Source organism: Pseudomonas fluorescens, assembly GCF_902497855.1.
Taxonomy (GTDB): Bacteria; Pseudomonadota; Gammaproteobacteria; order Pseudomonadales; family Pseudomonadaceae; genus Aquipseudomonas; species Aquipseudomonas fluorescens_BI.
The window spans coordinates 108,918-134,697 of sequence record NZ_CABVHU010000013.1; the positions used below are offsets into that span (position 1 = coordinate 108,918).

Below are 25,780 nucleotides of genomic sequence, written 5' to 3' on the forward strand. Positions count from 1 at the left end.
GCGTTTGAGGCAACCATGGCAGAGACAACCGCTTCGGGCTATATCCAGCACCACTTGCAGAACCTGACCTTCGGGCAGCTACCTAACGGCGGCTGGGGTTTTGCCCACACCGCAGCAGAAGCCAAGGAAATGGGCTTCTGGGCTTTCCACGTCGATACCCTCGGCTGGTCGGTCGCGTTGGGTCTGATCTTCGTTCTTCTTTTCCGCATGGCGGCAAAGAAAGCGACGTCGGGTCAACCTGGTGCTTTGCAGAACTTCGTTGAAGTATTGGTCGAATTCGTCGATGGCAGCGTGAAAGACAGCTTCCATGGCCGTAGCCCGGTGATTGCACCGCTGGCACTGACCATCTTCGTCTGGGTCTTCCTGATGAACGCCGTCGACCTGATCCCGGTCGACTGGATTCCTCAGCTGGCCATCCTGATCACTGGCGATGCACACATTCCATTCCGTGCCGTATCGACCACTGACCCGAACGCTACCCTGGGCATGGCCCTGTCGGTGTTCGCGTTGATCATTTTCTACAGCATCAAGGTCAAGGGCATCGGCGGCTTCATCGGCGAACTGACCCTGCACCCGTTCGGCAGCAAGAACATCCTTGTTCAGGCCCTGCTGATTCCGGTGAACTTCCTGCTGGAGTTCGTGACACTGATTGCCAAGCCTATTTCCCTGGCACTGCGTCTGTTCGGCAACATGTACGCCGGCGAGCTGGTCTTCATTCTGATCGCTGTGATGTTCGGCAGCGGTCTGCTCTGGCTTAGCGGCCTGGGCGTAGTACTGCAGTGGGCGTGGGCTGTGTTCCACATCCTGATCATCACCCTGCAGGCGTTTATCTTCATGATGTTGACCATCGTCTACCTGTCGATGGCGCACGAAGAGAACCATTAAGACCAGTCTCGACTGGTCTGATGTCCCACCCGGTCAAACGGGTGGGTGCCCGAACAGGGCTATGAAACGATTTGTTTTACCGCTTTAAAATCTAAAAAACCTAAACCATACGACGTAAAAGTCGGGAGGAAAGATGGAAACTGTAGTTGGTCTAACCGCTATCGCTGTTGCACTGTTGATCGGCCTGGGCGCACTGGGTACCGCAATTGGTTTCGGCCTGTTGGGTGGCAAGTTCCTGGAAGGCGCAGCGCGTCAGCCAGAAATGGTCCCAATGCTGCAAGTAAAAATGTTCATCGTTGCCGGTCTGCTCGACGCCGTGACCATGATCGGTGTTGGTATCGCTCTGTTCTTCACCTTCGCGAACCCATTCGTTGGTCAACTCGCTGGCTAATTACTCACCTTCGAGTAATTGGTGTGATGTGCAACGAACGAGCGAGGTGTTGGCGTGAACATTAATGCAACCCTGATTGGCCAGTCCGTTGCGTTCTTCATTTTTGTACTGTTTTGCATGAAGTTCGTGTGGCCTCCGGTCATCGCGGCTTTGCACGAACGTCAGAAGAAGATCGCGGATGGACTGGATGCTGCCAGCCGAGCAGCTCGCGACCTGGAGTTGGCCCAAGAGAAAGCGGGTCATCAACTGCGCGAAGCAAAAGCTCAGGCAGCTGAAATCATTGAGCAAGCCAAGAAACGCGGTAACCAGATCGTCGAAGAGGCTGTTGAAAAAGCCCGTATCGACGCTGACCGTGTGAAGGTTCAGGCTCAGGCCGAGATCGAACAGGAACTGAACAGTGTCAAAGACGCGCTGCGTGCCCAATTGGGTGCTCTGGCCGTTGGCGGCGCCGAGAAGATCCTGGGTGCCACAATCGATCAAAACGCGCACGCGGAGCTGGTAAACAAACTGGCTGCTGAAATTTAAGCGAGGGCGATCATGGCAGAATTGACCACGTTGGCCCGACCTTACGCTAAGGCAGCCTTCGAGCACGCCCAGGCCCACCAGCAACTGGCCTCTTGGTCAGCCATGCTCGGCCTGGCTGCAGCAGTGTCGCAAGACGACACCATGCAGCGCGTGCTCAAGGCCCCGCGACTGACGAGCGCAAACAAGGCCGCCACGTTTATTGACGTGTGCGGCGACAAGTTTGATGCCAAGGCACAGAACTTCATCAACGTCGTTGCCGAAAACGACCGTCTCCCGCTGTTGCCGGAGATCGCCGCTCTGTTTGACCTGTACAAGGCCGAACAAGAGAAGTCGGTAGACGTTGAAGTGACCAGTGCTTTTGCATTGAACCAAGAACAGCAAGACAAACTCGCCAAGGTTCTCAGTGCACGACTCAACCGGGAAGTGCGCCTGCAAGTTGCGGAGGATGCCGCCCTTATTGGTGGTGTCATCATTCGCGCCGGCGACCTGGTAATCGATGGTTCGATTCGCGGCAAACTCGCGAATCTGGCCGAAGCATTGAAATCTTGAGTTTGAAGGGGCAGCAGAGCAATGCAGCAACTCAATCCTTCCGAAATAAGTGAAATTATCAAGGGCCGCATCGACAAGCTCGATGTGACCTCCCAAGCCCGTAACGAAGGCACTGTCGTCAGCGTATCTGACGGTATCGTGCGGATTCACGGTCTGGCCGACGTCATGTACGGCGAGATGATCGAGTTTCCGGGCGGCGTCTTCGGTATGGCCCTCAACCTGGAGCAAGACTCCGTAGGTGCCGTTGTATTGGGCGCATACCAGTCTCTGGCTGAAGGCATGAGCGCCAAGTGCACCGGCCGCATCCTGGAAGTTCCGGTTGGTAAGGAACTGCTGGGTCGCGTAGTCGACGCACTGGGTAACCCTGTTGACGGCAAAGGTCCACTGGGCAACACCGAGACCGACGCGGTCGAGAAAGTTGCTCCAGGCGTGATCTGGCGTAAGTCGGTAGACCAGCCTGTACAGACTGGCTACAAGGCTGTCGATGCCATGATCCCTGTCGGCCGTGGCCAGCGTGAGCTGATCATCGGTGACCGTCAGATCGGTAAAACCGCTCTGGCGATCGACGCGATCATCAACCAGAAGAACAGCGGCATTTTCTGCGTCTACGTAGCGATCGGTCAGAAGCAATCGACCATCGCCAACGTGGTTCGCAAGCTGGAAGAAAACGGCGCCCTGGCCAACACGATCATCGTGGCTGCCAGTGCTTCGGAATCTCCTGCGCTGCAGTTCCTGGCACCGTACTCCGGTTGCACCATGGGTGAATTCTTCCGCGACCGCGGTGAAGACGCGCTGATCGTTTATGACGATCTGTCCAAGCAAGCAGTGGCTTACCGCCAGATTTCCCTGCTGCTGCGCCGTCCACCAGGCCGTGAAGCTTACCCAGGCGACGTGTTCTATCTCCACTCCCGTCTGCTGGAGCGCGCATCCCGCGTTTCGGAAGAATACGTAGAGAAGTTCACCAACGGCGCAGTGACCGGCAAAACCGGTTCCCTGACCGCACTGCCGATCATCGAAACCCAGGCTGGCGACGTTTCCGCGTTCGTTCCGACCAACGTGATTTCCATCACCGACGGTCAGATCTTCCTGGAATCGGCCATGTTCAACTCCGGGATCCGTCCTGCTGTGAACGCCGGTGTTTCGGTATCCCGTGTGGGTGGTGCCGCTCAGACCAAGATCATCAAGAAGCTCTCCGGTGGTATCCGTACCGCTCTGGCTCAGTACCGTGAACTGGCGGCATTCGCCCAGTTCGCTTCTGACCTGGACGAAGCGACCCGTAAGCAACTTGAGCATGGTCAGCGCGTTACCGAGCTGATGAAGCAGAAGCAATACGCACCAATGTCGATCGCTGACATGGCGCTGTCGCTGTATGCCGCTGAGCGTGGGTTCCTGACTGACGTCGAAATCGCCAAGATCGGTAGCTTTGAACAAGCGCTGATTGCTTTCTTCAACCGCGATCACGCCGATTTGATGGCGAAGATCAACGTGAAGGGTGACTTCAATGACGAAATCGACGCTGGCATGAAAGCCGGTATCGAGAAGTTCAAGGCCACCCAAACCTGGTAAGCCGCAGCGGGAGCCGCAAGGCTCCCGCTTGCTAACCTGATAGGTGTTACATGGCAGGCGCAAAAGAGATTCGCAGTAAGATTGCGAGCATCAAAAGCACGCAAAAGATTACCAGCGCCATGGAAAAAGTGGCGGTCAGCAAAATGCGCAAGGCACAAATGCGCATGGCTGCTAGCCGTCCTTACGCGGAGCGCATCCGCCAGGTTATTGGCCATCTGGCCAACGCCAACCCGGAATATCGCCACCCGTTCATGATCGACCGTGAAGTAAAGCGCGTCGGTTACGTCGTGGTGAGCAGTGACCGTGGTCTGTGTGGTGGCTTGAACACCAACCTGTTCAAGGCCCTGGTCAAGGACATGGCGGTAAACCGCGAAAACGGTGTCGAGATCGATCTGTGTGTTGTTGGTAGCAAGGGTGCGGCTTTCTTCCGCAACTTCGGCGGTAACGTCGTTGCAGCTATCAGCCACCTGGGTGAAGAGCCGTCGATCAATGATTTGATCGGCAGCGTCAAGGTGATGCTGGACGCCTACCTGGACGGCCGTATTGACCGCCTGTCCGTGGTGTCCAACAAGTTCGTCAACACCATGACGCAGCTGCCTACGGTGGAGCAATTGATTCCACTGGTGGCGACCCCGGAAAAGGAACTCAAGCACCACTGGGATTATCTGTACGAACCGGATGCCAAAGAGCTGCTTGACGGCTTGATGGTCCGCTACGTGGAGTCGCAGGTCTACCAGGCGGTGGTCGAGAACAACGCGGCTGAACAAGCTGCGCGGATGATCGCGATGAAGAACGCTACCGACAACGCCGGTGATTTGATCAGCGATTTGCAGCTGGTCTACAACAAGGCGCGTCAGGCTGCGATCACCCAAGAGATCTCGGAAATCGTCGGCGGCGCTGCCGCGGTTTAACGGTTCAAATATTCAGAGGATCCAGCTATGAGTAGCGGACGTATCGTTCAAATCATCGGCGCCGTTATCGACGTGGAATTTCCACGCGACAGCGTACCGAGCATCTACAACGCGCTGACTGTACAAAGCGCGGCCGGGACCACCCTGGAAGTTCAGCAACAGCTGGGCGACGGCGTGGTTCGTACCATTGCGATGGGTTCCACCGAAGGCTTGAAGCGCGGTCTGGACGTCATCGACTCCGGCGCAGCCATCTCCGTACCAGTCGGTAAAGCGACCCTGGGCCGGATCATGGACGTTCTGGGTAACCCGATCGACGAAGCTGGCCCGATCGACACCGAAGAGCGCTGGGGCATTCACCGTCCTGCGCCATCCTTCGCTGAACAAGCGGGCGGCAACGACCTGCTGGAAACCGGCATCAAGGTTATCGACCTGGTTTGCCCGTTCGCCAAGGGTGGTAAAGTCGGTCTGTTCGGTGGTGCCGGTGTAGGCAAAACCGTAAACATGATGGAACTGATCCGTAACATCGCCATCGAGCACAGCGGTTATTCCGTGTTCGCCGGTGTGGGTGAGCGTACTCGTGAGGGTAACGACTTCTACCACGAGATGAAGGATTCCAACGTTCTGGACAAAGTGGCACTGGTTTACGGTCAGATGAACGAGCCGCCGGGTAACCGTCTGCGCGTAGCACTGACCGGCCTGACCATGGCCGAGAAGTTCCGTGACGAAGGTAACGACGTTCTGCTGTTCGTCGACAACATCTATCGTTACACCCTGGCCGGTACTGAAGTATCCGCACTGCTGGGCCGTATGCCTTCGGCAGTAGGTTACCAGCCGACCCTGGCTGAAGAGATGGGCGTTCTGCAAGAACGTATCACTTCGACCAAGGAAGGTTCGATCACGTCGATCCAAGCGGTATACGTACCTGCGGATGACTTGACTGACCCGTCGCCAGCGACCACCTTCGCCCACTTGGACGCCACCGTCGTTCTGTCCCGTGACATCGCTTCCCTGGGTATCTACCCGGCGGTCGATCCACTCGACTCGACTTCGCGCCAGCTGGACCCGAACGTGATCGGCCAGGACCACTACGACACCGCTCGCGGCGTTCAGTACGTTCTGCAGCGTTACAAAGAACTGAAGGACATCATTGCGATCCTGGGTATGGACGAGCTGTCGGAAGCCGACAAGCAGTTGGTAAACCGTGCTCGTAAGATCCAGCGTTTCTTGTCGCAGCCGTTCTTCGTGGCTGAAGTCTTCACCGGTGCATCGGGTAAATACGTTTCCCTGAAAGACACCATTGCTGGCTTCAAAGGCATCCTCAACGGTGACTACGACCACCTGCCAGAACAAGCGTTCTACATGGTTGGCGGCATCGAAGAAGCGATCGAAAAAGCCAAGAAACTGTAATCCCGGCGCCCGGCAACGGGCGCTCATTTAGGTTGAGGCAATCAGATGGCTATGACAGTCCATTGCGATATCGTCAGCGCGGAAGGAGAAATCTTTTCCGGTCTGGTCGAGATGGTGATTGCGCACGGTGCACTGGGTGATCTTGGTATCGCCCTGGGTCACGCGCCGCTGATCACTAATCTGAAGCCAGGTCCGATCCGCCTGGTCAAGCAGGGCGGGGAAGAGGAGGTGTATTACATCTCCGGTGGTTTCCTCGAGGTTCAGCCGAACATGGTCAAGGTTCTTGCCGACACCGTGCAACGGGCTGCCGACCTGGATGAAGCCTCCGCTCAGGAAGCCGTCAAGGCTGCCGAGAAGGCCTTGCATGAGCGGGGCGCGGAATTCGATTACGGTTCTGCTGCCGCACGCCTGGCCGAGGCTGCAGCTCAGCTGCGCACCGTCCAGCAGATCCGCAAGAAGTTCGGCCACTAAAAGGCCATCGCTTGTTGCGCGATTGATTAAAAAGGGTAGCCTCGGCTACCCTTTTTTCTTTTCCGACATTCATCATTTGGTCGCATCCGCTGACCACCCAGGATTGGTAGCCAGTCATGTCTCTAGAAATCGTTATCCTCGCTGCCGGTCAAGGCACTCGCATGCGTTCGGCGTTGCCTAAAGTCCTGCATCCGATTGCCGGCAATTCGATGCTCGGCCACGTTATCCACAGCGCCCGGCAACTTGATCCCCAGCGCATCCACGTCGTGATCGGCCATGGCGCCGAAGCAGTGCGTGAACGGCTTGCCGCCGATGATCTGAATTTTGTCCTTCAGGACAAGCAGCTCGGCACCGGCCATGCCGTGGCACAGGCCGTACCCTTCATCGAATCCGACACTGTTCTGATTCTTTACGGTGACGTGCCGCTCATTGAAGTCGAAACACTTCAGCGCCTGCTCACAAAAGTAGCGCCTCAACAGTTGGGCTTGCTAACCGTTGAACTGGACGATCCTACCGGTTACGGCCGTATTGTCCGCGATGCCGCTGGCAAGGTGACGGCCATCGTCGAGCAGAAAGACGCCAACGAAGCCGAGCGATCGATCACCGAAGGCAACACCGGCATCCTGGCCCTGCCTTTTGCAAGACTGGGCGACTGGATGAGCCGTCTCTCGAATAACAATGCCCAGGGCGAGTACTACCTGACCGACGTGATCGCCATGGCGGTCAGCGATGGTCTCGTGGTGGCTACCGAGCAGCCTCACGATGCAATGGAAGTGCAGGGTGCCAACGATCGCAAGCAACTCTCCGAGCTTGAGCGCCATTATCAATTGCGCGCGGGTCGCCGCTTGATGGCTCAGGGTGTGACGCTGCGAGACCCGGCACGTTTCGATGTGCGTGGTGAAGTGACCGTCGGTCGCGACGTACTGATTGATATCAACGTGATCCTCGAAGGCAAGGTCGTCATCGAAGACGACGTCGTGATCGGTCCGAACTGCGTGATCAAGGACAGCACCCTGCGCAAAGGCGTGGTGATCAAGGCCAACAGCCATATCGAAGGCGCGATGCTCGGTGAAGGCAGCGATGCCGGTCCGTTCGCCCGTATTCGTCCAGGTACGGTACTGGAGGCCCGGGCACATGTGGGTAACTTTGTTGAGCTGAAAAATGCTCATCTGGGCGAAGGCGCCAAGGCAGGTCATTTGACTTACCTGGGTGATGCCGAGGTCGGTGCACGCACCAATATCGGCGCCGGCACCATTACCTGCAACTATGACGGCGCCAATAAGTGGAAGACCGTGTTGGGCGAGGATGTGTTCATCGGTTCCAATAACTCGTTGGTGGCGCCTGTGGATATCTCTTCCGGAGCAACCACAGCGGCCGGTTCGACCATTACGCAGGATGTGGATAACTCTCAGCTGGCTGTGGGTAGAGCGCGGCAGAAGAATATTGCGGGCTGGAAGCGGCCGGAGAAGATTAAGAAGAGCTAAGTTATCCCCAGCCCAAAAAATCGCCTTCGCGAGCAACCCTCGCTGCTACGGGGTCATAGTTATCCACATTGAGGTTATCCACATGTGTATGACTTGAACTGTAGGAGCGAGCGGTGCGACCATCCGTGTTGCCTGCGATGGATTTTTATCCACAGACCTTTTATCCACAGGTCTTTTATCGTTTCCCGCTTGACGAAGTTTCGACAATAGGTTTTGATTGCTTCCGATATCTTTCGAATCGAAACTTACCTAATCATGTCGAAACGCAATACTCCTCAACGCCGTCACAATATCCTCGCCTTGCTCAATGAGCAGGGCGAAGTCAGTGTGGATGAGCTGGCCAAGCGCTTCGAAACCTCGGAAGTTACGATTCGCAAGGATCTGGCAGCGCTTGAAAGCAACGGCTTGCTTCTGCGCCGTTATGGCGGCGCCGTCACCATGCCTCAGGAGTTGGTGGCCGATATCGGTCAACCGATTTCCAGATACAAGCAGGCAATCGCTCGCGCCGCCGTTGTGCGGATTCGCGAGCATGCGCGAATCATCATCGACAGCGGCAGCACGACGGCGGCGATGATCCCGGAGATCGGCCAACAACCGGGCCTGGTGGTGATGACCAACTCGCTGCATGTCGCCAATGCCTTGAGCGAACTCGAACACGAGCCGGTGCTGTTGATGACCGGTGGTACCTGGGACCCGCATTCCGAATCCTTTCAGGGGCAGGTTGCCGAACAGGTACTACGCTCTTACGACTTCGACCAGTTATTCATCGGGGCCGATGGCATTGACCTGGTGCGCGGCACGACCACCTTCAACGAGTTGCTGGGACTGAGCCGGGTCATGGCCGAGGTCGCCCGCGAAGTGGTGGTGATGGTGGAAGCCGACAAAATAGGCCGCAAAATTCCGAACCTGGAGCTGCCATGGAGCAGCATCCATACCCTAATTACCGATGATCGCTTGCCGCTCGAGGCAAGGGATCAGATTCAGGCCCGCGGCATCGCGTTGATTTGCGCGGCTGTCAGTCAGGAGAAATAGCATGTGTGGAATTGTTGGCGCAGTCGCAGAACGTAACATTACCGCCATTTTGCTCGAAGGCCTCAAACGCCTGGAATACCGCGGCTATGACAGCGCGGGCGTAGCGGTCTTCACTAACGACGAGACGCTTGAGCGTACGCGTCGTCCGGGTAAGGTCAGTGAGTTGGAACAGGCCCTGGAAAGCGAACCTCTGGTTGGCCGGCTGGGGATCGCCCACACTCGCTGGGCGACTCACGGTGCGCCTTGCGAACGTAACGCCCACCCGCATTTCTCCGGTGATCTGGCGGTGGTGCACAACGGCATCATCGAGAACCACGAAGCCCTGCGCGAACAACTCAAGGACTTGGGTTACGTCTTCACCTCGGACACCGACACCGAAGTCATCGCCCACCTGCTGGAACACAAGCTCAAGGATTTTGGCGATCTGACCGTGGCCCTCAAGGCGACTGTCAAAGAGCTGCACGGCGCTTATGGCCTGGCGGTGATCAGTGCCCGGCAACCGGATCGTCTGGTCGCAGCCCGTAGCGGCAGCCCATTGGTGATCGGTCTGGGCATGGGGGAAAACTTCCTGGCCTCCGACCAATTGGCGCTGCGTCAGGTCACAGATCGTTTCATGTACCTCGAAGAAGGTGATATCGCCGAAATTCGTCGCGAAACCGTGCAGATCTGGGACGTTGACGGCCAGCCCGTCGAGCGCGAATCCGTGCAATATCGTGACGGCGCGGAAGCCGCCGACAAGGGCGAATTCCGTCATTACATGCTCAAGGAAATCCATGAGCAACCGGCCGTGGTGCAACGCACCCTGGAAGGTCGCCTGAGCCAGAACCAGGTGTTGGTCCAAGCGTTTGGCCCACAGGCTGCCGAACTGTTCGCCAAAGTGCGTAACGTGCAGATCGTCGCGTGCGGCACCAGCTACCACGCCGGCATGGTTGCCCGTTACTGGCTCGAAGAACTGGCGGGTATCCCTTGCCAGGTCGAAGTCGCCAGCGAATTCCGCTATCGCAAGGTAGTGGTGCAGGCCGACACCCTGTTTGTGACCATTTCCCAGTCCGGTGAAACCGCCGACACGCTGGCCGCCCTGCGTAACGCCAAAGAGCTGGGCTATCTGGCAAGCCTGGCAATCTGCAACGTCGGTATCAGCTCGCTGGTACGTGAATCGGACCTGACGCTGTTGACCCAGGCCGGTCGCGAAATCGGCGTGGCCTCGACCAAGGCCTTCACCACTCAGTTGGTCGGCTTGCTGTTGCTGACGCTGTCCCTGGGCCAGGTTCGCGGCACGCTGGCCAGCGGTGTTGAAGCCACCCTGGTCGAAGAACTGCGTCGCCTGCCGAGTCGCCTGGGTGAAGCCCTGGCCATGGACAGCACTGTGGAAAAAATCGCCGAGCTGTTCGCGGAGAAGAATCACACGCTGTTCCTCGGTCGTGGCGCGCAGTTCCCGGTCGCGATGGAAGGCGCCCTCAAGCTCAAGGAAATTTCCTATATCCACGCCGAAGCCTATCCCGCTGGCGAACTGAAACACGGCCCGTTGGCGCTGGTGGATAACGACATGCCAGTGGTGACCGTGGCGCCAAACAACGAACTGCTGGAGAAGCTCAAGTCCAACCTCCAGGAAGTCCGCGCCCGTGGTGGCGAGCTGATCGTCTTCGCAGACGAGCAGGCAGGCATGACCAATGGCGAAGGCACTCACGTGGTGCAGATGCCGCACATTCACGACATCCTGTCGCCGATCCTCTACACCATTCCGCTGCAGTTGCTCTCCTACTACGTGGCTGTGTTGAAAGGCACTGACGTCGACCAGCCGCGCAACCTGGCGAAGTCGGTGACGGTGGAATAAGTTATCCACAGGTCACGCTAGCGCCAAAAAAATCGCACCCTTCGCAGCGCCCACAGGAAACATACTGTAGGCGCTGCCGAAGGCTGCGATTTTTTGATTTTGAAAAGGACATGCCCCTATGGACCGATTCCAGGAAATGCAGGTCTTCGCCGCCGTCGCCCAGGACCAGGGCTTCTCCGCGGCGGCGCGGCGTTTGGGCATGTCGGCCGCCAGCGTCACCCGAGCGGTGGCGGCGCTGGAGAAGCGCATTGGCACGTTGTTGCTCACCCGCACGACTCGCAGCGTGCATTTGAGCGAGGCCGGTCAGCGATATCTGGAAGACTGTCGCAGGATTCTCGCCGAGGTGCAGGAAGCCGAGGACTCGGCTGCAGGCAGCCACGCCCAGCCCCGCGGGCAATTGACGATCACCGCGCCCGTGTTGTTTGGCGAGCTGTTTGTCACGCCAGTGATGGTGCAATACCTCACCCGCTTTCCTGAAGTCAGCATCAATGGTTTGCTGGTCGACCGGGTGGTGAGCATGGTCGAGGAGGGCGTTGATATCGCCGTGCGCATCGGTGAGTTGCCCGACAGTAATCAGCACGCGATTCGCGTGGGTGAAGTGCGGCGGGTGATTTGCGGATCGCCAGGGTTTCTGAAGGCCCAGGGTCGACCTCGACATCCTCAGGATCTGGCCCAAGCGCCGGTCATTGGCACGTCCGCGATCGGTCAGGTGAGAAGCTGGCCTTTTCTTGACACAGGTGAACCGCTGAGTGTTCGTCCTGAACCCCGATTGGTGGTGACGGCGAATCAGGCGGCCATCACTGCGGCGTGCCTGGGGCTGGGGTTCACCCGGGTCCTGTCTTATCAGGTTGCAAACAAAGTCGCCGCTGGTGAGTTGGAAATCGTGTTGGCCGACTTCGAATTGCCGCCATTGCCCATCCATGTGGTGTATCAGGGCGGGCGCAACGCCCCCGCGCGAGTTCGAAGTTTTGTCGATTTTGCCGTGGAAGCGCTTCGGGAGCACCCGGCTTTGCAGGGATGAGCGACTATTGCTCTGGCTGAAACAATGGATTGCGTTTGCTGGTGATTCTATTGTTTTGGTTGCGGGTGGAAGATAGCGGACATCGGTGCTGATCTCTCCCGAACAGCGCCACCCACCCTGCGGAGTCGACCATGCAAGCGATCAAACTCTACAACTTCCCCCGTTCCGGCCATGCTCACCGTGTGGAGTTGATGCTATCCCTGCTGCAACTGCCGACCGAGTTGATCTTCGTCGACCTGGCCAGGGGCGCGCACAAGCAGCCGGAGTTCCTGGCGCTCAATGCTTTCGGTCAGGTTCCGGTCATTGATGACCAGGGTGTGGTCCTGGCTGACTCCAACGCAATTCTGGTTTATCTGGCGCAAAAGTACGGCAACGGTCGCTGGCTGCCCGCCGACCCGGTCGGTGCCGCCAAGGTACAGCGCTGGTTGTCGGTGGCAGCCGGGCCGATCGCGTTCGGCCCTGCCAGGGCGAGGTTGATCACAGTATTTGGTGCGCCTCACAACGCTGAAGAAGCGATTGCCCGTTCCCATGACGTGCTCAAAGTGATCGATCAGGAACTGGGTCGTACGACTTTTCTGGCGGGTAACGAGCCCACCATTGCCGACGTCGCGGCGTATAGCTACATCGCCCATGCCCCCGAAGGCAATGTTTCCCTTGAAGACTACGCCAACGTGCGGGCCTGGCTCACGCGCATCGAAGCCTTGCCCGGTTTTGTCGGCATGCCGCGTACCGTCGCCGGCCTGCAAAAAATCGCCTGATGCTGGCGGCCCGATACGAAAGGGTCGTTCATGCTGCGTCGATGGCGCAGGGGAGAAGCCGTTATGGACCGTTCGCCTTGGCACGCTGGCGAGAAACAGTTGCAGGCTCACGTGGGTATTGCCGAGCGAATGGAGGCGTTCGGTCGTAGGGTCATTCGCACCGAGATGCCGGACCAGCACCGCACGTTTTATCAGCAATTGCCGTTCATGCTGTACGGCGCGGTGGATGCCGATGGCAAACCATGGGCCAGCATTATCGAGGGTGAGCCGGGCTTCGCTTACTCGCCCGAGCCGGGTGTGCTGCACTTTCGCAGCCTGCCCAGTGCCGATGATCCTGCGCAATTGAGCGATGGCGCGGCAATTGGCCTGTTGGGGATCGAGCTGCATACACGGCGGCGCAATCGTATCAACGGTCGCATCAACACATTATCGGCGAGCGGCTTCGGGGTGACTGTGGAACAGTCCTTCGGCAATTGCCCGCAATACATTCAATTGCGGCAGTTTCGCTCGGTGCCGCTGGCGGCCCCGTCGACTCGTATTGCCCAGCATCTCGATGCACTGGATGATGCGGCCCGAGCCATGATCACCGGTGCCGATACCTTTTTCGTCGCCAGTTATGTGGAGGTCGATGGTCAGCGTTCGGTGGATGTTTCGCACCGCGGCGGTCAGTCCGGGTTCGTACAGGTGGAAGGTAATCGCCTGACCATTCCCGATTTCGCCGGCAATCTGTTCTTCAACACCTTGGGCAACCTGCTGCTCAACCCTCGTGCCGGTTTGCTGTTTATCGATTTCAATTCCGGTGATCTGCTGCAGCTCAGCGGGCGCACCGAAATCATCCTTGAAGGGCCGCAAGTCGAAGCCTTTCAAGGAGCCGAGCGGCTCTGGACATTCGACGTGGAAAACCTCGTCCGTCGCCCGGCAGCACTGGCTTTGCGCTGGCGCTTCGATGGCGTTTCACCCACCAGTTTGCTGACTGGCACCTGGGAACAAGCCCGGGCTCGTCTGCAAGCCCGCGCTCTGGGCGATCAATGGCGGCCGCTGCGGGTGGTGCGGATCGAAGCGGAAAGTCACACCATTCGCTCGATCTATCTGCAGCCCGCCGATGACGCCGGATTCCCGATATTCCAGGCCGGGCAGCATTTGCCGCTGCGATTCACTATTGCTGGCGAGGTGCATATCCGCACCTACAGTCTGTCGAGCGCGCCGTCCGATGATTTTTTGCGCATCAGCGTGAAGCGCGAAGGCTTGGTTTCGTCGTTTTTGCATGACCAGGTTCATGTGGGTGATCTGCTGGAGGCCCGCGCGCCTCAAGGGCATTTCACCGTGGCGCCCCATGAACGCCGGCCGCTGGTGTTGCTGGCGGCGGGGGTCGGTATCACACCGCTGCTGTCGATGCTGCGCGAGGTGGTTTACCAAGGCCTGCGCACCCGTCACATTCGACCGACCTGGTTTTTCCAGAGTTCGCGCACCTTGGCAAATCAACCGTTTCGGCCGGAGCTGGATCACTTGCTCGACGGTGCAGGTGACGCAGTGAGGGTATTGCGCCTGCTCAGTCAGCCCGAACCCGAGGCGCGTGAGGGCAGGGACTTTGATCTGAGCGGACGAATCGACACCGCGTTGCTCAAGACGATCCTGGAAGTGGAGGACTACGATCAGCTGGATTTCGTTCTCTGCGGTCCGGGCAGTTTTACCCAAGGGCTGTACGACAGCCTGCGGGAACTGGACATCCGTGATGCCAGGATTCACGCGGAAACCTTCGGTCCCTCGACCTTGCGTCGCAAGCCGGATCCTGACGCGGTGGTCATCGATCAGCCACCAGCGGCCACTACGTCGGTACCGGTGGTGTTCCAGCGCTCGGCCAAAGAAGCCCGTTGGCACCCCGATGGCGGCAGTTTGCTGGAGCTGGCGGAAAGCCGTGGGCTGCGTCCGGAATTCAGTTGTCGCGGCGGGTCCTGCGGAACGTGCAAGACTCGCTTGATCAGCGGCCAGGTCCATTATCCACAGGCGCCGGCAGACGTGCCGGACGAAGGGCAGGTACTGATTTGTTGCGCAATTCCTGCCCAGGGTTCGCAACCTTTGGTGTTAGATATCTGATGAGCCCCTGTCAGTGAACATTTGCCCATCAGCCGGGGCCTCAGTAGGGTAGGGGGCAAGAACGACAAGGGGCCATGAACGGCCCTTTTCGCATTTCAGAGATAAGGCTGTTAATGGTTTTTTTGACTCGGTTGATCGTGTTGCTGGCGGCGATGGGATTGCTCAACGGTTGCGAACGACAGGACGCACCGCCACTGGACCAGCAACTCTACGTCTGGCAACGACAATGGACCCCGGCACATGAAGCCGCCCTCAAGGAGAGCCGTGCTGACTTTTCGACCCTGCGGGTGCTGGCCTTGCAAGCGTTCCCGCAGGCGGGTTGGAGCCGGGCGCGCATTGATCCGGCGTTGCTCAAAGATGACGGCAGACCATTGATAGCGGTGGTTCGTCTCGATGGTCAGCTCAAGTCGCTGGATCAGCACGAAGTTAGCGAGCAGATTCTGCGGGTGCTCGACGAGTGGCAAGGGAAGGGACTGAACCTCTCCGGCGTTGAAATCGACCACGATGCAGGCAATGCCCGATTACCGGCCTATCGGGAGTTTCTTCTGCATTTACGCTCGGTTCTGCCAGCGTCACTGCCATTGAGCATCACTGCCTTACCTTCCTGGCTCGACAGTTCCGAGTTGCCGGCGCTCTTATCCACAGTCGACAGCAGCGTGTTGCAGGTGCACGCGGTCAGCGATCCACGCAGTGGCTTGTTTGACCCGGACCAGGCCAAAAAATGGGCCAAGGCCTGGAGCCGCATCACATCGAAACCTTTTTATCTGGCGCTGCCGGCCTATGGCGTAGCGTTGTTGCCGGGGGACAACGGCACACCGCTCGTGGAAAGCGAAGTGGCCCTCGAGCGAGGCGGAACGCGTCGGGAATTGTTGGCCGAGCCGCAGCAACTGAACCAGCTCGGCAGACAACTACGCCACGATCCTCCGGCTCATCTGGCGGGCCTGGTCTGGTTTCGCCTGCCGCTGGCCAACGACCGCAGGGCATGGAGCCTGACCACCTTGCGCGCGGTGGCGCGCGGCGATGCGCTCGACAGTCGCCTGACGCTGAAGCTCTCGGCGAAAGAAGGCCTTTATGACATCAGCCTCGGTAATCAGGGCAACCTCGACACCGCCTGGCCCGAACGCCTGACACTGGCGGTACAGGGCTGTGACGGCGCCGACGCCCTGTCCGGCTATGCATTGCAACAGAGCCCGGATCTGCTTACCTTCACGCGCCTGCATGACGGTCGAATAGCGGCCGGCGGACAGCGCGCCATCGGTTGGGCGCGCTGCGCAAACATTGATCAAGGAGCTTCGAATGTTCACCCGTAACTGGCCCCGTCACTTGCTGTGCCTGAGTCTCGGCTTGCCGCTGGGTTCGGCGCTGGCCTGCGGGCCGGACTTCCCGATGCGCCTGCTGGACGACCGTGGCCAGTCGCTGGCGGAGCTGCCGGAAGGTAACTTCAACTTCGAGATCAATCGCCTCGGGCATGCGCTCGCCAGGCTCAAGAACGTCACGGCTGCCACTTACAATCCGAATGTTGGCTATGGTGATGTGCCCGATCATGCCGAACAGCGGGACAATGCCGAGCAGGCTGGTTTGACGGCAGAGCAGCAGGCACGGGTGAAACAGCTGCGCAGCCTGACCGATGCCCGTCAGGTCGAGATACAAGGCGCGGATCTGCCGGCCGAGCTCAAGCTCTATCTGGCAGGTGCCGTAGCGTTCAATGCGAACGACCCTGGGTTGGCGGTCGAGTATTTCCGCAAGGTCCTGGCATTGCCGGCTGACCACAGAACGATGCGTAGCACTTGGGCGGCTTATTCATCCGGCAGGGCGCTGTTTGCCATGAGCGCCGAAGCGGATGCTGGTCCTGAGCTGCTGGATCAGTCGCGAAAGGCTTTCGAGCACACTCGTCAGCTCAGCATCGAAGGCTTCAGCGACCCGCTGGAACTGGGTGTCGCCAGCCTCGGTGAAGAAGCCCGCGTAGCCCGCAGCGCTGGTGACTGGAATCGCGCCATCGAACTCTATGCCACGCAAAACCTCCACGGTTCGGCGGTGGGTTACACCTCGCTGAAACTGTTGATGAACGATCTGGCGGCGATGCCTGAAGATCAGCTGGCTCCGTTGCTCAAGGGCAAAGCGGTGCAGCAACTGGTAACGGCATCGCTGATCAGTCGGATGGGCTGGTCATTCGGCGAACAGCCACCGAACGAATTGAAGCTGATCAAGCTGTTGCAAAACAGCACTCGGGGTAGCCTGGAAAACGCTGATCGTCTGGCGGCGGTCAACTATCGGCAGGGTGACTACGCCAGTGCCAAGGCATTTCTTGAACACGCGGGCGATGGCGGTCTAGCCTGGTGGCTGCGGGCGAAACTGGCCATGCGCGATGGCGATAAAACTGCGGCCGCTGCGGCCTATGCCAAGGCTGCCCAAGCCTTCCCACAGAATGAGTCCTGGGGCGAACGACGCACCCCGGATTGGGATTACGAAACCCTGCAGCCAAAATGCCGGGTCGAGGGCGAAAGCGCGATCCTGGCGCTGCAACGCGGGGATTACCTGCAAGCATTCGATCAGCTCTATCGCAGCCAAGACATTTATTGGTTCGACGCGGCAACGGTTGCCGAGCGGGTGTTGACCCTCGATGAGCTCAAGCAATACGTCGATACCCAAGTGCCGGCGCCACCTGCGCTGACCCGGCAGGAGCGCGACAACTATGTGCCGTTGCCGGTGGCGGCCAAATTGCGCAATGTGCTGGGGCGGCGGTTGCTGCGTGAAGAGCGCTACGACGAAGCGCCAGCGTACTTTGATAACGCCGAGTTGCAGGCCAAGGCAAAGTGGTATGGGGCATTGCGCCACGATGCTGAATCGAAATGGTGGCCTGGCAAACGGGCATTCGCGTACTACCATGCCGCGACACTGGCCCGCTTCGATGGCATGGCGCTGCTGGGTTACGAAATGGCACCGGATTATGCGACCTTCGGTGGCAACTACCGTCTCGAAAGCAGCGAACTCAAGGTCGGTCCGTTAGTGGCTGAAGAGGAAGTCAGACGCCAGCAGGCCAGCGCTGCCCAACCCGATCAGCGTTATCACTATCGTTATGTCGCCAATGAATTTGCCAGTCGCGCCGCCGATAACTTGCCCCATACCAGCCAGGCATTTGCCGCGGTGCTGTGCGCGGTGGCGGGCTGGAATACCGGTGCCGAAGAAAAATCTGCCTTCTATCAACGCTACGTCAAAGAAGGCCCCTATGTGCCCTGGGCCATATTCTTTGGTGAAAACTGCCCTTACCCGGATTTTCAGAACGCCGACAAACGCTACGTGACCCAGGCTGTGGCGCCCGTCCGTTCGGCTCTACGGCCCTATAAAAAATGGCTGCAAGTGGGCGGTGTGGTGATGTTTACAGCGATCGCCCTGGTGCTGATCAATCGTCGCAAGCGCAAAGCGCTGACCTGATCAGGCCTGTTGCACGAACGTCAACCGCACTGCGAATCCGATCAGCAGGCTCCCGAATAGCCACTGCTGTAAACGCTGGGCCGATGGACTGCGTTGCAGCCAGCGACCCAGCGCGGCGCCCGTCAGAGCGTAAGCGCTGTCGAACAATAAGCCGACGCCGACCAGTACTACGCCCAAGGTCGCAAACTGTGCGAGTACCGGGCCTGCATCAGGATTGATGAATTGCGGCAACAGGACCGAGCAGAACAGCAGCGCTTTGGGATTAAGCAGATTGGTGAGCAAGCCGCGCTGGATAGCTGCGCGCCAACGAGGTTTTTCGCAGGTGTGGTCTGTATCGTTCGGGTCGGGCAGCATGGTGGTTCGCAGGCACTGAATGCCGAGCCATAGCAAATACGCAGCACCGGCCAGACGGACGATATCGAACGTCCAGGGTGCCGCTTTAAACAGCGTCGCCAGCCCGAGCGCCGCCAATGCCACATGGCAACCCCGGGCAATGCCCAAGCCGACCGCCGTTGCCAGCGCGGCACCTTTACCCTGACGGGCACCCGTCTGCAGAAGCAGGATCATGTCCGGGCCCGGCAACAGGTAGACCACCGTCAGTGCCATGAAAAACAGCCAGAGTCCTGCCACCTTGCACCGCCTTTTGTCGTTGATTCGGAACGCTCAGTCTAGGGCGGAGGAGCAGGGCAGGTGGTTGCGTAGTTTGCTTCTAAATCGTATTCCGCTGGCATAACCTGCTACTAAATCAAGAGCGAACCATCGGGATCTGCCAAACATGAAACTTGACGCCTACGACCGCAAGATTCTCGCCGCGCTGCAACGGGATGGTCGCCTGAGCAATGTGCAACTGGCTGACGAGATCGGACTGTCCGCATCGCCCTGTTTGCGCCGGGTGCGAATGCTCGAAGAAGCCGGGGTGATTCGCAGCTACCAGGCCAATCTTGATCGCGATGAAGTCGGGCTGGGGCTGACGGTATTTGTCGGGGTCAAGGTCGAACGCCACAACGATGAACAGGCGGAGTCCTTTCGCCTGGCGGTGACGGCATTGCCCGAGGTGATTTCGGCATTTCTGGTATCAGGTGAATCGGACTTTCTGCTGCAAGTGGTAGTGCCGGATTTGCGCGCCTATGACCGGTTTCTCACCGGGCGGTTATTGAAGTTGCCAGGCGTAAGTGACATCCGCAGTAACTTTGCTATTCACACGGTGAAGACCCCGGGTGCGTTACCGCTGGGCCATTTACCTGACTGAACTGTTACAGATCGTCGCGTGCCGCAGTTCCAGCGTCACCCGTATGTCGAAACAATACAAAAAATTCACCCATTTCGTTATATCGTAACGTACTGATGTGAGCAAAGTTGAACACTGGGGTGGTATGCAAGTCGATCTGGATGATGATGGAGCTGAGGTAGCCGGGCTGTCGCGCTTTCAGCAGGCAGTGTTTCAAGGCCGGCGCTTGCGACAGCTCGCCATCGGCCTGGGAGCATTGGCGACTATAGGGCTGGTACTGGCGTTTTTTGTCGGGCTGTTCGCGCCGCAGTCTCTTTGGGCGGCAGTACTGACCCATCAAAGCGCCGGTTTGCTGGTGCTGGTTGCCGGGCTTCAGTCGGCCTGGTGGGTGACGCAGTGGCGCGCCCAAGCGATGAGTCCGTCTGTGCCGGCGGCGGTTATTGAACAAGCGATTTGCCCAAACGGATGGTACGAACGGCTGCTGGATCGTATTCATCAGCATTGGCTGAAAATGCTGATGCAGATTGGCGCGCCGACGTTGTGGCTGGGCGGGTGGGCGCTGTTGACACTGTTGAGCATTGAACAGGCTTGGAACCTTGCGTTGCCACCAGCCGCTCTCGGCTTCTCGGCCAGTGTCGGTGCTGCACTGTCATTATTGCTGGCCTTCGGTTTGCTGGTGCTGGAGCGTCAACTGGCTCAGGAAAACCTGGCCCAGTGGCCCGAAGCAGGGTCATTGGCTCAGCTGACGCGTGTAGCAATCATCTGTCTGGTGCTGAGTGCCCTGTGCCTGTTGTTCGCCAGCGAGACTTCGGTCTGGCCGTTGCGGCTGGCCGTCCTGATCGGCCTGTTGCCGGGCCTGGTCGCGCTGGAAATGCTGTTACGCGCCGTATTGTCGTTATTCAGCCCCCGGCGTGAACGACTCGAACCGGCGATGCTGGCGCGAAGCTTCATTGCCGACATGCTGCGTTGGCCACCACAGCCGTTGCTGGCGTTACAACACGAACTGCACAACCGCTTTGGTATAGACCTGCGGCAAATCTGGGCTTTCACCTACATGCGCCGGGCATTTTTGCCGGTGGTGGCAGTGGTCTCGATTGTGGGGTGGTCGCTCACCGGTGTTCACGAAATTCCCCTGCAAGGGCGAGGCATCTACGAGCGATTCGGCAAACCTGTGGAGGTATTCGGTCCTGGTTTGCACGCGGGTTTACCTTGGCCGTTAGGGCGAGTGCTGAACGTTGAAAACGGCGTGGTCCACGAGTTGGCGACCAGTATTGGCGAAGCAGCATCAGCCATCATCGCCGAACCCGCCGAAGGTCCGGCGCCGGCGATCGCCAATCGCTTGTGGGATGCGAGCCATGTGAATGATAAATCCCAGGTCATCGCCAGCAGCCGAGCCGACAAACAGAGCTTCCAGATCGTCAACATGGACGTGCGTTTCGTCTACCGCATCGGCCTGAGCGATCAGGCGGCGTTGGCTGCGACCTACAACAGTGCCGATGTACCCACTCTGATCCGCAGCACCGCCAGCCGGATTCTGGTTCACGACTTCGCGTCACGCACCCTCGACGGTTTGCTCGGCGAGGACCGGGTAGGGCTCGCCGAAGAGATTGGCCGGGCGGTGCAGGCTGATTTGCAGAAACTCAACAGTGGCGTGGAAATTCTCGCCACCGTGGTCGAGGCGATTCATCCGCCGGCGGGGGCAGCGAATGCCTATCACGGGGTGCAAGCGGCGCAAATTGCCGCTCAAGCATTGATCGCCCGTGAACGCGGTGCAGCGGCGCAGGCTACCCATCAGGCGCAGTTGCAGGCCAGCATGGCTCGCGACCAAGCGACGGCCAGTGCAAGTGAAATCAACGCCGCCGCGCAAGCGGCAGATTTGAAATTCGGCGCCGAACAAAAGGCTTATGCCAGCGCCGGCCAGGCCTTTGTGCTGGAACAGTACTTCAGCCAGCTCTCCCAGGGCTTGGCCCACGCCAGACTACTGGTGCTCGATCATCGTCTTGGCAGCAGCAATGCGCCGACCATCGACCTGCGTACTTTTGCCCCGCCGGCTGACCCTGCGCCGCCGAGTAAATCCGCTCAACCAGGAGTTGCCAATTGAGCCAGTCCCACTCTCACGATGACCATAGCGACCATGGTCACGATCACGGCCATGGCGGACATCACCACGGACATCACCATCATCACCACGGTGAGCAGCAGGAAACTGGCCCGTTTCCGTGGCGCCGCATGGGTTGGGCGGCGCTGCTAGTGGCGTTCGCCATCGCCGCCGCGAGCCTGGTGCAGGTGCGATCGGGGGAGGCTACGGTGATCACGCGTTTTGGTAATCCGTCGCGCGTGTTGCTGGAGCCGGGTCTGGGTTGGCGATGGCCGGCGCCCTTCGAAGCGGCAATCCCGGTCGATCTGCGGTTACGTACGACCTCCAGCGGTTTGCAGGATGTGGGCACGCGCGATGGTTTGCGCATTATCGTTCAGGCTTACGTGGCGTGGCAGGTGCAAGGCGATCCGGACAATGTTCAACGCTTCATGCGCGCCGTGCAGAATCAGCCGGACGAGGCGGCGCGGCAGATTCGCACCTTTGTCGGCTCGGCGCTGGAAACCACGGCCAGCAGTTTTGATCTGGCCAACCTGGTGAACACCGATGCGAACCAAGTGCGCATTGCTGACTTTGAAGCGCAGCTGCGTCAGCAAATCGATCAACAATTGCTGACGACGTATGGCGTGCGGGTTGTGCAAGTTGGCATTGAGCGTCTGACTTTACCATCGGTAACCCTCACTGCCACGGTCGATCGGATGCGCGCCGAGCGTGAAACTATTGCCACCGAACGCACAGCCATCGGTAAACGCGAAGCGGCGCAAATCCGTTCCGCTGCCGAACGTGATGCGCGAATCGTCCAGGCCGATGCCACAGTCAAGGCGGCTGAAATCGAAGCTCAATCCCGCGTCGAAGCTGCGCAGATTTACGGCCGTGCATACGCCGGTTCGCCGCAGCTCTATAACTTGCTGCGCTCCCTGGACACCCTGGGCACTATCGTCACACCCAATACCAAAATGATTTTGCGCACCGACGCCGCGCCATTTCGGGTACTGGTTGATGGTCCGCCGACGCTAGATAACAAGACCGGGTCGCAGCCATGAGTTTGGTTCCACGTGGAACAAATGAACTTAACAGCCCCTGGATTCAAGCTGGGCGAGTGGCCTTTCTTGCGCTGTATGCGGTAACGATACTCGCCGCACTGGCTTGGACGTTTTCCAACGTGCGCCAGATCGATCCGCAAAATCGGGCAGTGGTATTGCACTTCGGTGCGCTGGATCGCATCCAGAACGGCGGTTTGTTGTTGGCCTGGCCGCGGCCATTTGAGCAGGTGATTTTGTTGCCGGCTGCGGATCGAGTGATCGAGCGTCGAGTTGAAAATCTATTGCGCAGTGATGTCGCCATGCAGGCCGATCGAGTAGCCACGTTCGCCACACCGCTAAGTGATGCGCTGGCCGGCTCTGGTTATCTTTTGACCGGTGACGCAGGCGTGGTGCAACTGGATGTGCGGGTGTTCTATAAGGTCACCGAACCTTATGGCTTCGTCCTTCAGGGCGAGCATGTGATACCGGCATTGGACCGACTGGTCACTCGCAGCGCCGTGGCACTCACTGCCGCCCGAGACCTGGACACCATTCTGGTCGCGAGACCGGAACTGATCGGTGCCGACAACAAAGCAGCCGAAAGACGCGAGCGACTGCGTGGCGATCTGGTACAAGGCATCAATCAGCGCTTGGCGCAATTGACCACGACAGGACAGGGGCTTGGGATCGAAGTGACGCGCGTCGACGTGCAATCCAGTCTGCCAGGCCCGGCGGTCAATGCTTTCAACGCAGTGCTGACGGCCAGCCAGCAGGCCGACAAAGCGGTGGCGAATGCGCGCACGGAGGCCGAGAAATTGACCCAGACTGCAAACCAACAAGCCGATCGCACGCTTCAGGTGGCCCACGCTCAAGCCAGCGAGCGGTTGGCTAAAGCCTCCGCCGACACGGCGACTGTATTGAGTCTGGCCTCGGCACAACAGCGGGGCAGCGATCCACAAATGCTGCTGCGCATCTACCGCGAGCGGATGCCGAAAATTCTTGAGCAAGCTGGCTCAGTGACCACGGTCAATCCGAAAGACGATTCACACCTGATCATTCAGGGAGCCGCACAATGACCACTACAACAGCCGCAGCACCGAGCCTGTTGTCCTCGAATGAACAACGCAGCGCCGCCCGCCAATTGACCCTGGCGATGCTTGCTCTTGGCTTGTTGGCTCTCGGACTGATCTGGCGCTGGTTAATGCCGGAGCAGACTGGCGTCAGTCAATTGCTGTTGGGTTTTGCTTCGCTACTGGTAGCCGTGCCGGTGATGCGCTCGGCATGGTACAGCCTGCGTTACCCCAGTCTGCATGGGATCACCGATCAACTGATCGCCTTGGCCATGCTCGGTGCCTGGGCCACCGGCGATCTGCTCACTGCCGCATTGCTGCCGATCATCATGATCTTTGGCCATGTCCTGGAAGAGCGCAGCGTGATCGGTTCACAGGAGGCGATTCACGCGCTTGGCAAACTGACTCGCAGCCATGCGCGCAAGGTTCAGGCGGATGGCTCCATCGTCGAAGTCGACAACGCAACGCTCAAGAGCGCTGACATTGTCGAGGTTCGCGCCGGTGACAGGGTGCCGGCGGACGGTCGGGTGTTATCCGGTCAGGCAAGTCTCGATACGGCGTCCATCACCGGTGAGTCGGTGCCGATGGAAGCAGCGGTCGGCATGCTGGTGTTCGGTGGTGCAATCAACCTCGATGGTTTGTTACGCATCGAAGTGACCCGCACCGGCAATGAATCGACCCTTGGCAAAGTCATCGCGCTCATGCAAAACGCCGAGCGATCCAAGCCGCCGATCACCCGTTTGCTGGAGCGCTACGCCGGCAGCTACATGGTACTGGTGTTGCTGCTGGCCGCAGTGACATGGTTCGTCACCAACGATGCTCAGGCGATGCTCGCCGTGTTGGTGGCGGCCTGTCCTTGTGCGCTGGTGCTATCGGCGCCAGCCACGGCGATTGCCGGGGTGGCGGTAGCGGCTCGTCACGGGATTTTGATCCGCAGCTCGGCGTTTCTTGAAGAGTTGGCTGACCTGACTTCGCTGGTGGTCGACAAGACCGGAACCCTGACTTTTGGCACTTTGCGTTTGCAATCCATCGACAGCCCGCTCGAGGATCGCAGCCATGTTCTGAAACTTGCCGCCAGTCTTGGTTCCGCCAGCAGTCATCCGGTCAGCCGGGCGCTCGCCGGGTTGGTCACGCAGGAGCATTTTCTTTTGCTCTCGGACATTCGCGAACGTCAGGGCTTGGGTGTCGTGGCGATGACCGGGCAAGGCGAGGCGGCATTGGGTCGTCCGGAGCTGTTCGCCCAATTGGGCATCCCCACGTCAATGGTTCCCGACCACGATGGCCCGATCGCCGGTCTGGCACTTGACGGTGAATTCCTGGCCTGGCTGTTGCTGGCCGACAGCGTCAAACCCGAAGCGCGTTTTGCCTTGAGTGAATTGCGCGAACTCGGACTGGGACGCCAGTTATTGCTCACCGGTGATCGGCAGAGCGTCGCACACACGCTGGCTCGTGATGTTGGCATCAGTGATGTCGAAGCGCAGGCCTTGCCCGAGGACAAACTCAATCGTGTGTTGAAAGAAATCGGTGACGGTTTCAGGCCAATGGTGGTGGGCGACGGAATCAATGATTCGCTGGCGCTCAAGGCGGGTGTCGTCGGTGTTGCCATGGGCGCAGGCGGAGCGGACATTGCGCTGGCCTCGGCCGACATCGTGCTGATCGGCAGCGACTTGCGTCGGCTTGGCACTTGCGTGCGCTTGAGCCGCCAATGCCGGCAGACCCTGCAGGTCAATGTGATCATCGGTCTGGGCTGGACGCTCGCGATTGTCGTCTTCGCCGCATTCGGCTGGCTTGGCGCGGCGGGGGCGATGATTGCCGCGTTGTTGCACAACCTCAGCACCTTATTGGTGTTGGGTAATGCCGGTCGGCTCCTGCGATTTCAAGAGCCTTTGCTCAAGCTGAAGGACGAGATTTGAATGTACCGTTATGCAGGGCTATAAATAGGGAACGAACGGTGTTAGCAACTTTTAGAACTGTGTACCGAATTCGTAGTCATTTAGGTTGAGGG

22 protein-coding genes are annotated in these 25,780 nt (G+C 58.9%); 21 read left to right on the top strand and 1 reads right to left on the bottom strand.

Annotated elements, in window-relative coordinates; all coding sequences use genetic code 11:
* Positions 1–15 precede the first annotated feature (15 nt).
* From atpB to F8N96_RS24345, 16 genes are all read left to right on the top strand, one after another.
* Positions 16–885, top strand: a complete 870-nt coding sequence (gene atpB, locus F8N96_RS24270; RefSeq protein ID WP_150799963.1) for a F0F1 ATP synthase subunit A — start codon at positions 16–18, stop codon at positions 883–885.
* A gap of 133 nt (positions 886–1,018) precedes the next feature.
* Positions 1,019–1,276 (top strand): F0F1 ATP synthase subunit C, encoded by a 258-nt coding sequence (gene atpE, locus F8N96_RS24275; protein WP_002555987.1) that lies wholly within the window; start codon positions 1,019–1,021, stop codon positions 1,274–1,276.
* A 54-nt stretch (positions 1,277–1,330) separates the two neighbouring features.
* The gene (locus F8N96_RS24280; RefSeq protein WP_008155711.1) at positions 1,331–1,801 is read left to right on the top strand and encodes a F0F1 ATP synthase subunit B; all 471 of its coding nucleotides are present in this window, start codon (positions 1,331–1,333) and stop codon (positions 1,799–1,801) included.
* Between the two features lie 12 nt (positions 1,802–1,813).
* The gene (locus tag F8N96_RS24285; protein WP_027926211.1) at positions 1,814–2,350 is read left to right on the top strand and encodes a F0F1 ATP synthase subunit delta; all 537 of its coding nucleotides are present in this window, start codon (positions 1,814–1,816) and stop codon (positions 2,348–2,350) included.
* Positions 2,351–2,371: 21 nt separating this feature from the next.
* Positions 2,372–3,916 (top strand): F0F1 ATP synthase subunit alpha, encoded by a 1,545-nt coding sequence (atpA, locus tag F8N96_RS24290; protein ID WP_030132553.1) that lies wholly within the window; start codon positions 2,372–2,374, stop codon positions 3,914–3,916.
* A gap of 50 nt (positions 3,917–3,966) precedes the next feature.
* Positions 3,967–4,827 (top strand): F0F1 ATP synthase subunit gamma, encoded by an 861-nt coding sequence (gene atpG, locus F8N96_RS24295; protein WP_150799964.1) that lies wholly within the window; start codon positions 3,967–3,969, stop codon positions 4,825–4,827.
* A gap of 27 nt (positions 4,828–4,854) precedes the next feature.
* Positions 4,855–6,234 carry a F0F1 ATP synthase subunit beta gene (gene atpD, locus F8N96_RS24300; RefSeq protein ID WP_038980433.1) on the top strand — a complete coding sequence of 460 codons (1,380 nt, stop codon included), beginning with the start codon at positions 4,855–4,857 and terminating at the stop codon, positions 6,232–6,234.
* A 45-nt stretch (positions 6,235–6,279) separates the two neighbouring features.
* The gene (locus tag F8N96_RS24305; protein ID WP_007969909.1) at positions 6,280–6,705 is read left to right on the top strand and encodes a F0F1 ATP synthase subunit epsilon; all 426 of its coding nucleotides are present in this window, start codon (positions 6,280–6,282) and stop codon (positions 6,703–6,705) included.
* Positions 6,706–6,821: 116 nt separating this feature from the next.
* Positions 6,822–8,189: a bifunctional UDP-N-acetylglucosamine diphosphorylase/glucosamine-1-phosphate N-acetyltransferase GlmU gene (gene glmU / locus F8N96_RS24310; protein WP_150799965.1), complete on the top strand. Its 1,368-nt coding sequence runs from the start codon at positions 6,822–6,824 to the stop codon at positions 8,187–8,189.
* A 252-nt stretch (positions 8,190–8,441) separates the two neighbouring features.
* Complete coding sequence (locus F8N96_RS24315) at positions 8,442–9,221, top strand: DeoR/GlpR family DNA-binding transcription regulator (protein WP_191630679.1); 780 nt, start codon at positions 8,442–8,444, stop codon at positions 9,219–9,221.
* Position 9,222: 1 nt separating this feature from the next.
* The gene (gene glmS / locus F8N96_RS24320; protein ID WP_150799967.1) at positions 9,223–11,055 is read left to right on the top strand and encodes a glutamine--fructose-6-phosphate transaminase (isomerizing); all 1,833 of its coding nucleotides are present in this window, start codon (positions 9,223–9,225) and stop codon (positions 11,053–11,055) included.
* A 118-nt stretch (positions 11,056–11,173) separates the two neighbouring features.
* Entirely contained in the window at positions 11,174–12,076 is a 903-nt protein-coding gene (locus F8N96_RS24325; protein WP_150799968.1) for a LysR family transcriptional regulator, read from the top strand.
* Positions 12,077–12,207: 131 nt separating this feature from the next.
* Complete coding sequence (locus tag F8N96_RS24330) at positions 12,208–12,834, top strand: glutathione S-transferase family protein (RefSeq protein WP_150799969.1); 627 nt, start codon at positions 12,208–12,210, stop codon at positions 12,832–12,834.
* A gap of 63 nt (positions 12,835–12,897) precedes the next feature.
* Positions 12,898–14,928 (top strand): pyridoxamine 5'-phosphate oxidase family protein, encoded by a 2,031-nt coding sequence (locus F8N96_RS24335; RefSeq protein ID WP_150799970.1) that lies wholly within the window; start codon positions 12,898–12,900, stop codon positions 14,926–14,928.
* A 113-nt stretch (positions 14,929–15,041) separates the two neighbouring features.
* The gene (locus tag F8N96_RS24340) at positions 15,042–16,238 is read left to right on the top strand and encodes a DUF3142 domain-containing protein (RefSeq protein ID WP_150799971.1); all 1,197 of its coding nucleotides are present in this window, start codon (positions 15,042–15,044) and stop codon (positions 16,236–16,238) included.
* Positions 16,225–18,360, top strand: coding sequence for a hypothetical protein (locus F8N96_RS24345; RefSeq protein ID WP_150799972.1), 2,136 nt, complete (start codon positions 16,225–16,227; stop codon positions 18,358–18,360). Before F8N96_RS24340 ends, F8N96_RS24345 begins: the two co-directional genes overlap by 14 nt.
* On the opposite strand, the gene F8N96_RS24350 is transcribed toward F8N96_RS24345, so the two are convergent.
* A complete protein-coding gene (locus F8N96_RS24350; protein ID WP_150799973.1) occupies positions 18,361–18,990 on the bottom strand; it encodes a LysE family translocator in 630 nt (209 codons plus the stop codon). It lies immediately after the preceding gene.
* Positions 18,991–19,135: 145 nt separating this feature from the next.
* Between F8N96_RS24350 and F8N96_RS24355 the strand changes: the two genes are divergently transcribed.
* From F8N96_RS24355 to F8N96_RS24375, 5 genes are all read left to right on the top strand, one after another.
* Entirely contained in the window at positions 19,136–19,609 is a 474-nt protein-coding gene (locus tag F8N96_RS24355; protein WP_150799974.1) for an Lrp/AsnC family transcriptional regulator, read from the top strand.
* Between the two features lie 124 nt (positions 19,610–19,733).
* On the top strand, positions 19,734–21,689 hold the full coding sequence (locus F8N96_RS24360; protein WP_150800034.1) for an SPFH domain-containing protein: 1,956 nt from the start codon (positions 19,734–19,736) through the stop codon (positions 21,687–21,689).
* Positions 21,686–22,726: a protease modulator HflC gene (hflC, locus tag F8N96_RS24365; RefSeq protein ID WP_150799975.1), complete on the top strand. Its 1,041-nt coding sequence runs from the start codon at positions 21,686–21,688 to the stop codon at positions 22,724–22,726. Before F8N96_RS24360 ends, hflC begins: the two co-directional genes overlap by 4 nt.
* Positions 22,723–23,781 carry a protease modulator HflK gene (gene hflK, locus F8N96_RS24370; RefSeq protein WP_150799976.1) on the top strand — a complete coding sequence of 353 codons (1,059 nt, stop codon included), beginning with the start codon at positions 22,723–22,725 and terminating at the stop codon, positions 23,779–23,781. Before hflC ends, hflK begins: the two co-directional genes overlap by 4 nt.
* A complete protein-coding gene (locus F8N96_RS24375) occupies positions 23,778–25,688 on the top strand; it encodes a cation-translocating P-type ATPase (protein WP_150799977.1) in 1,911 nt (636 codons plus the stop codon). Before hflK ends, F8N96_RS24375 begins: the two co-directional genes overlap by 4 nt.
* The last annotated feature ends 92 nt before the right edge of the window (positions 25,689–25,780 follow it).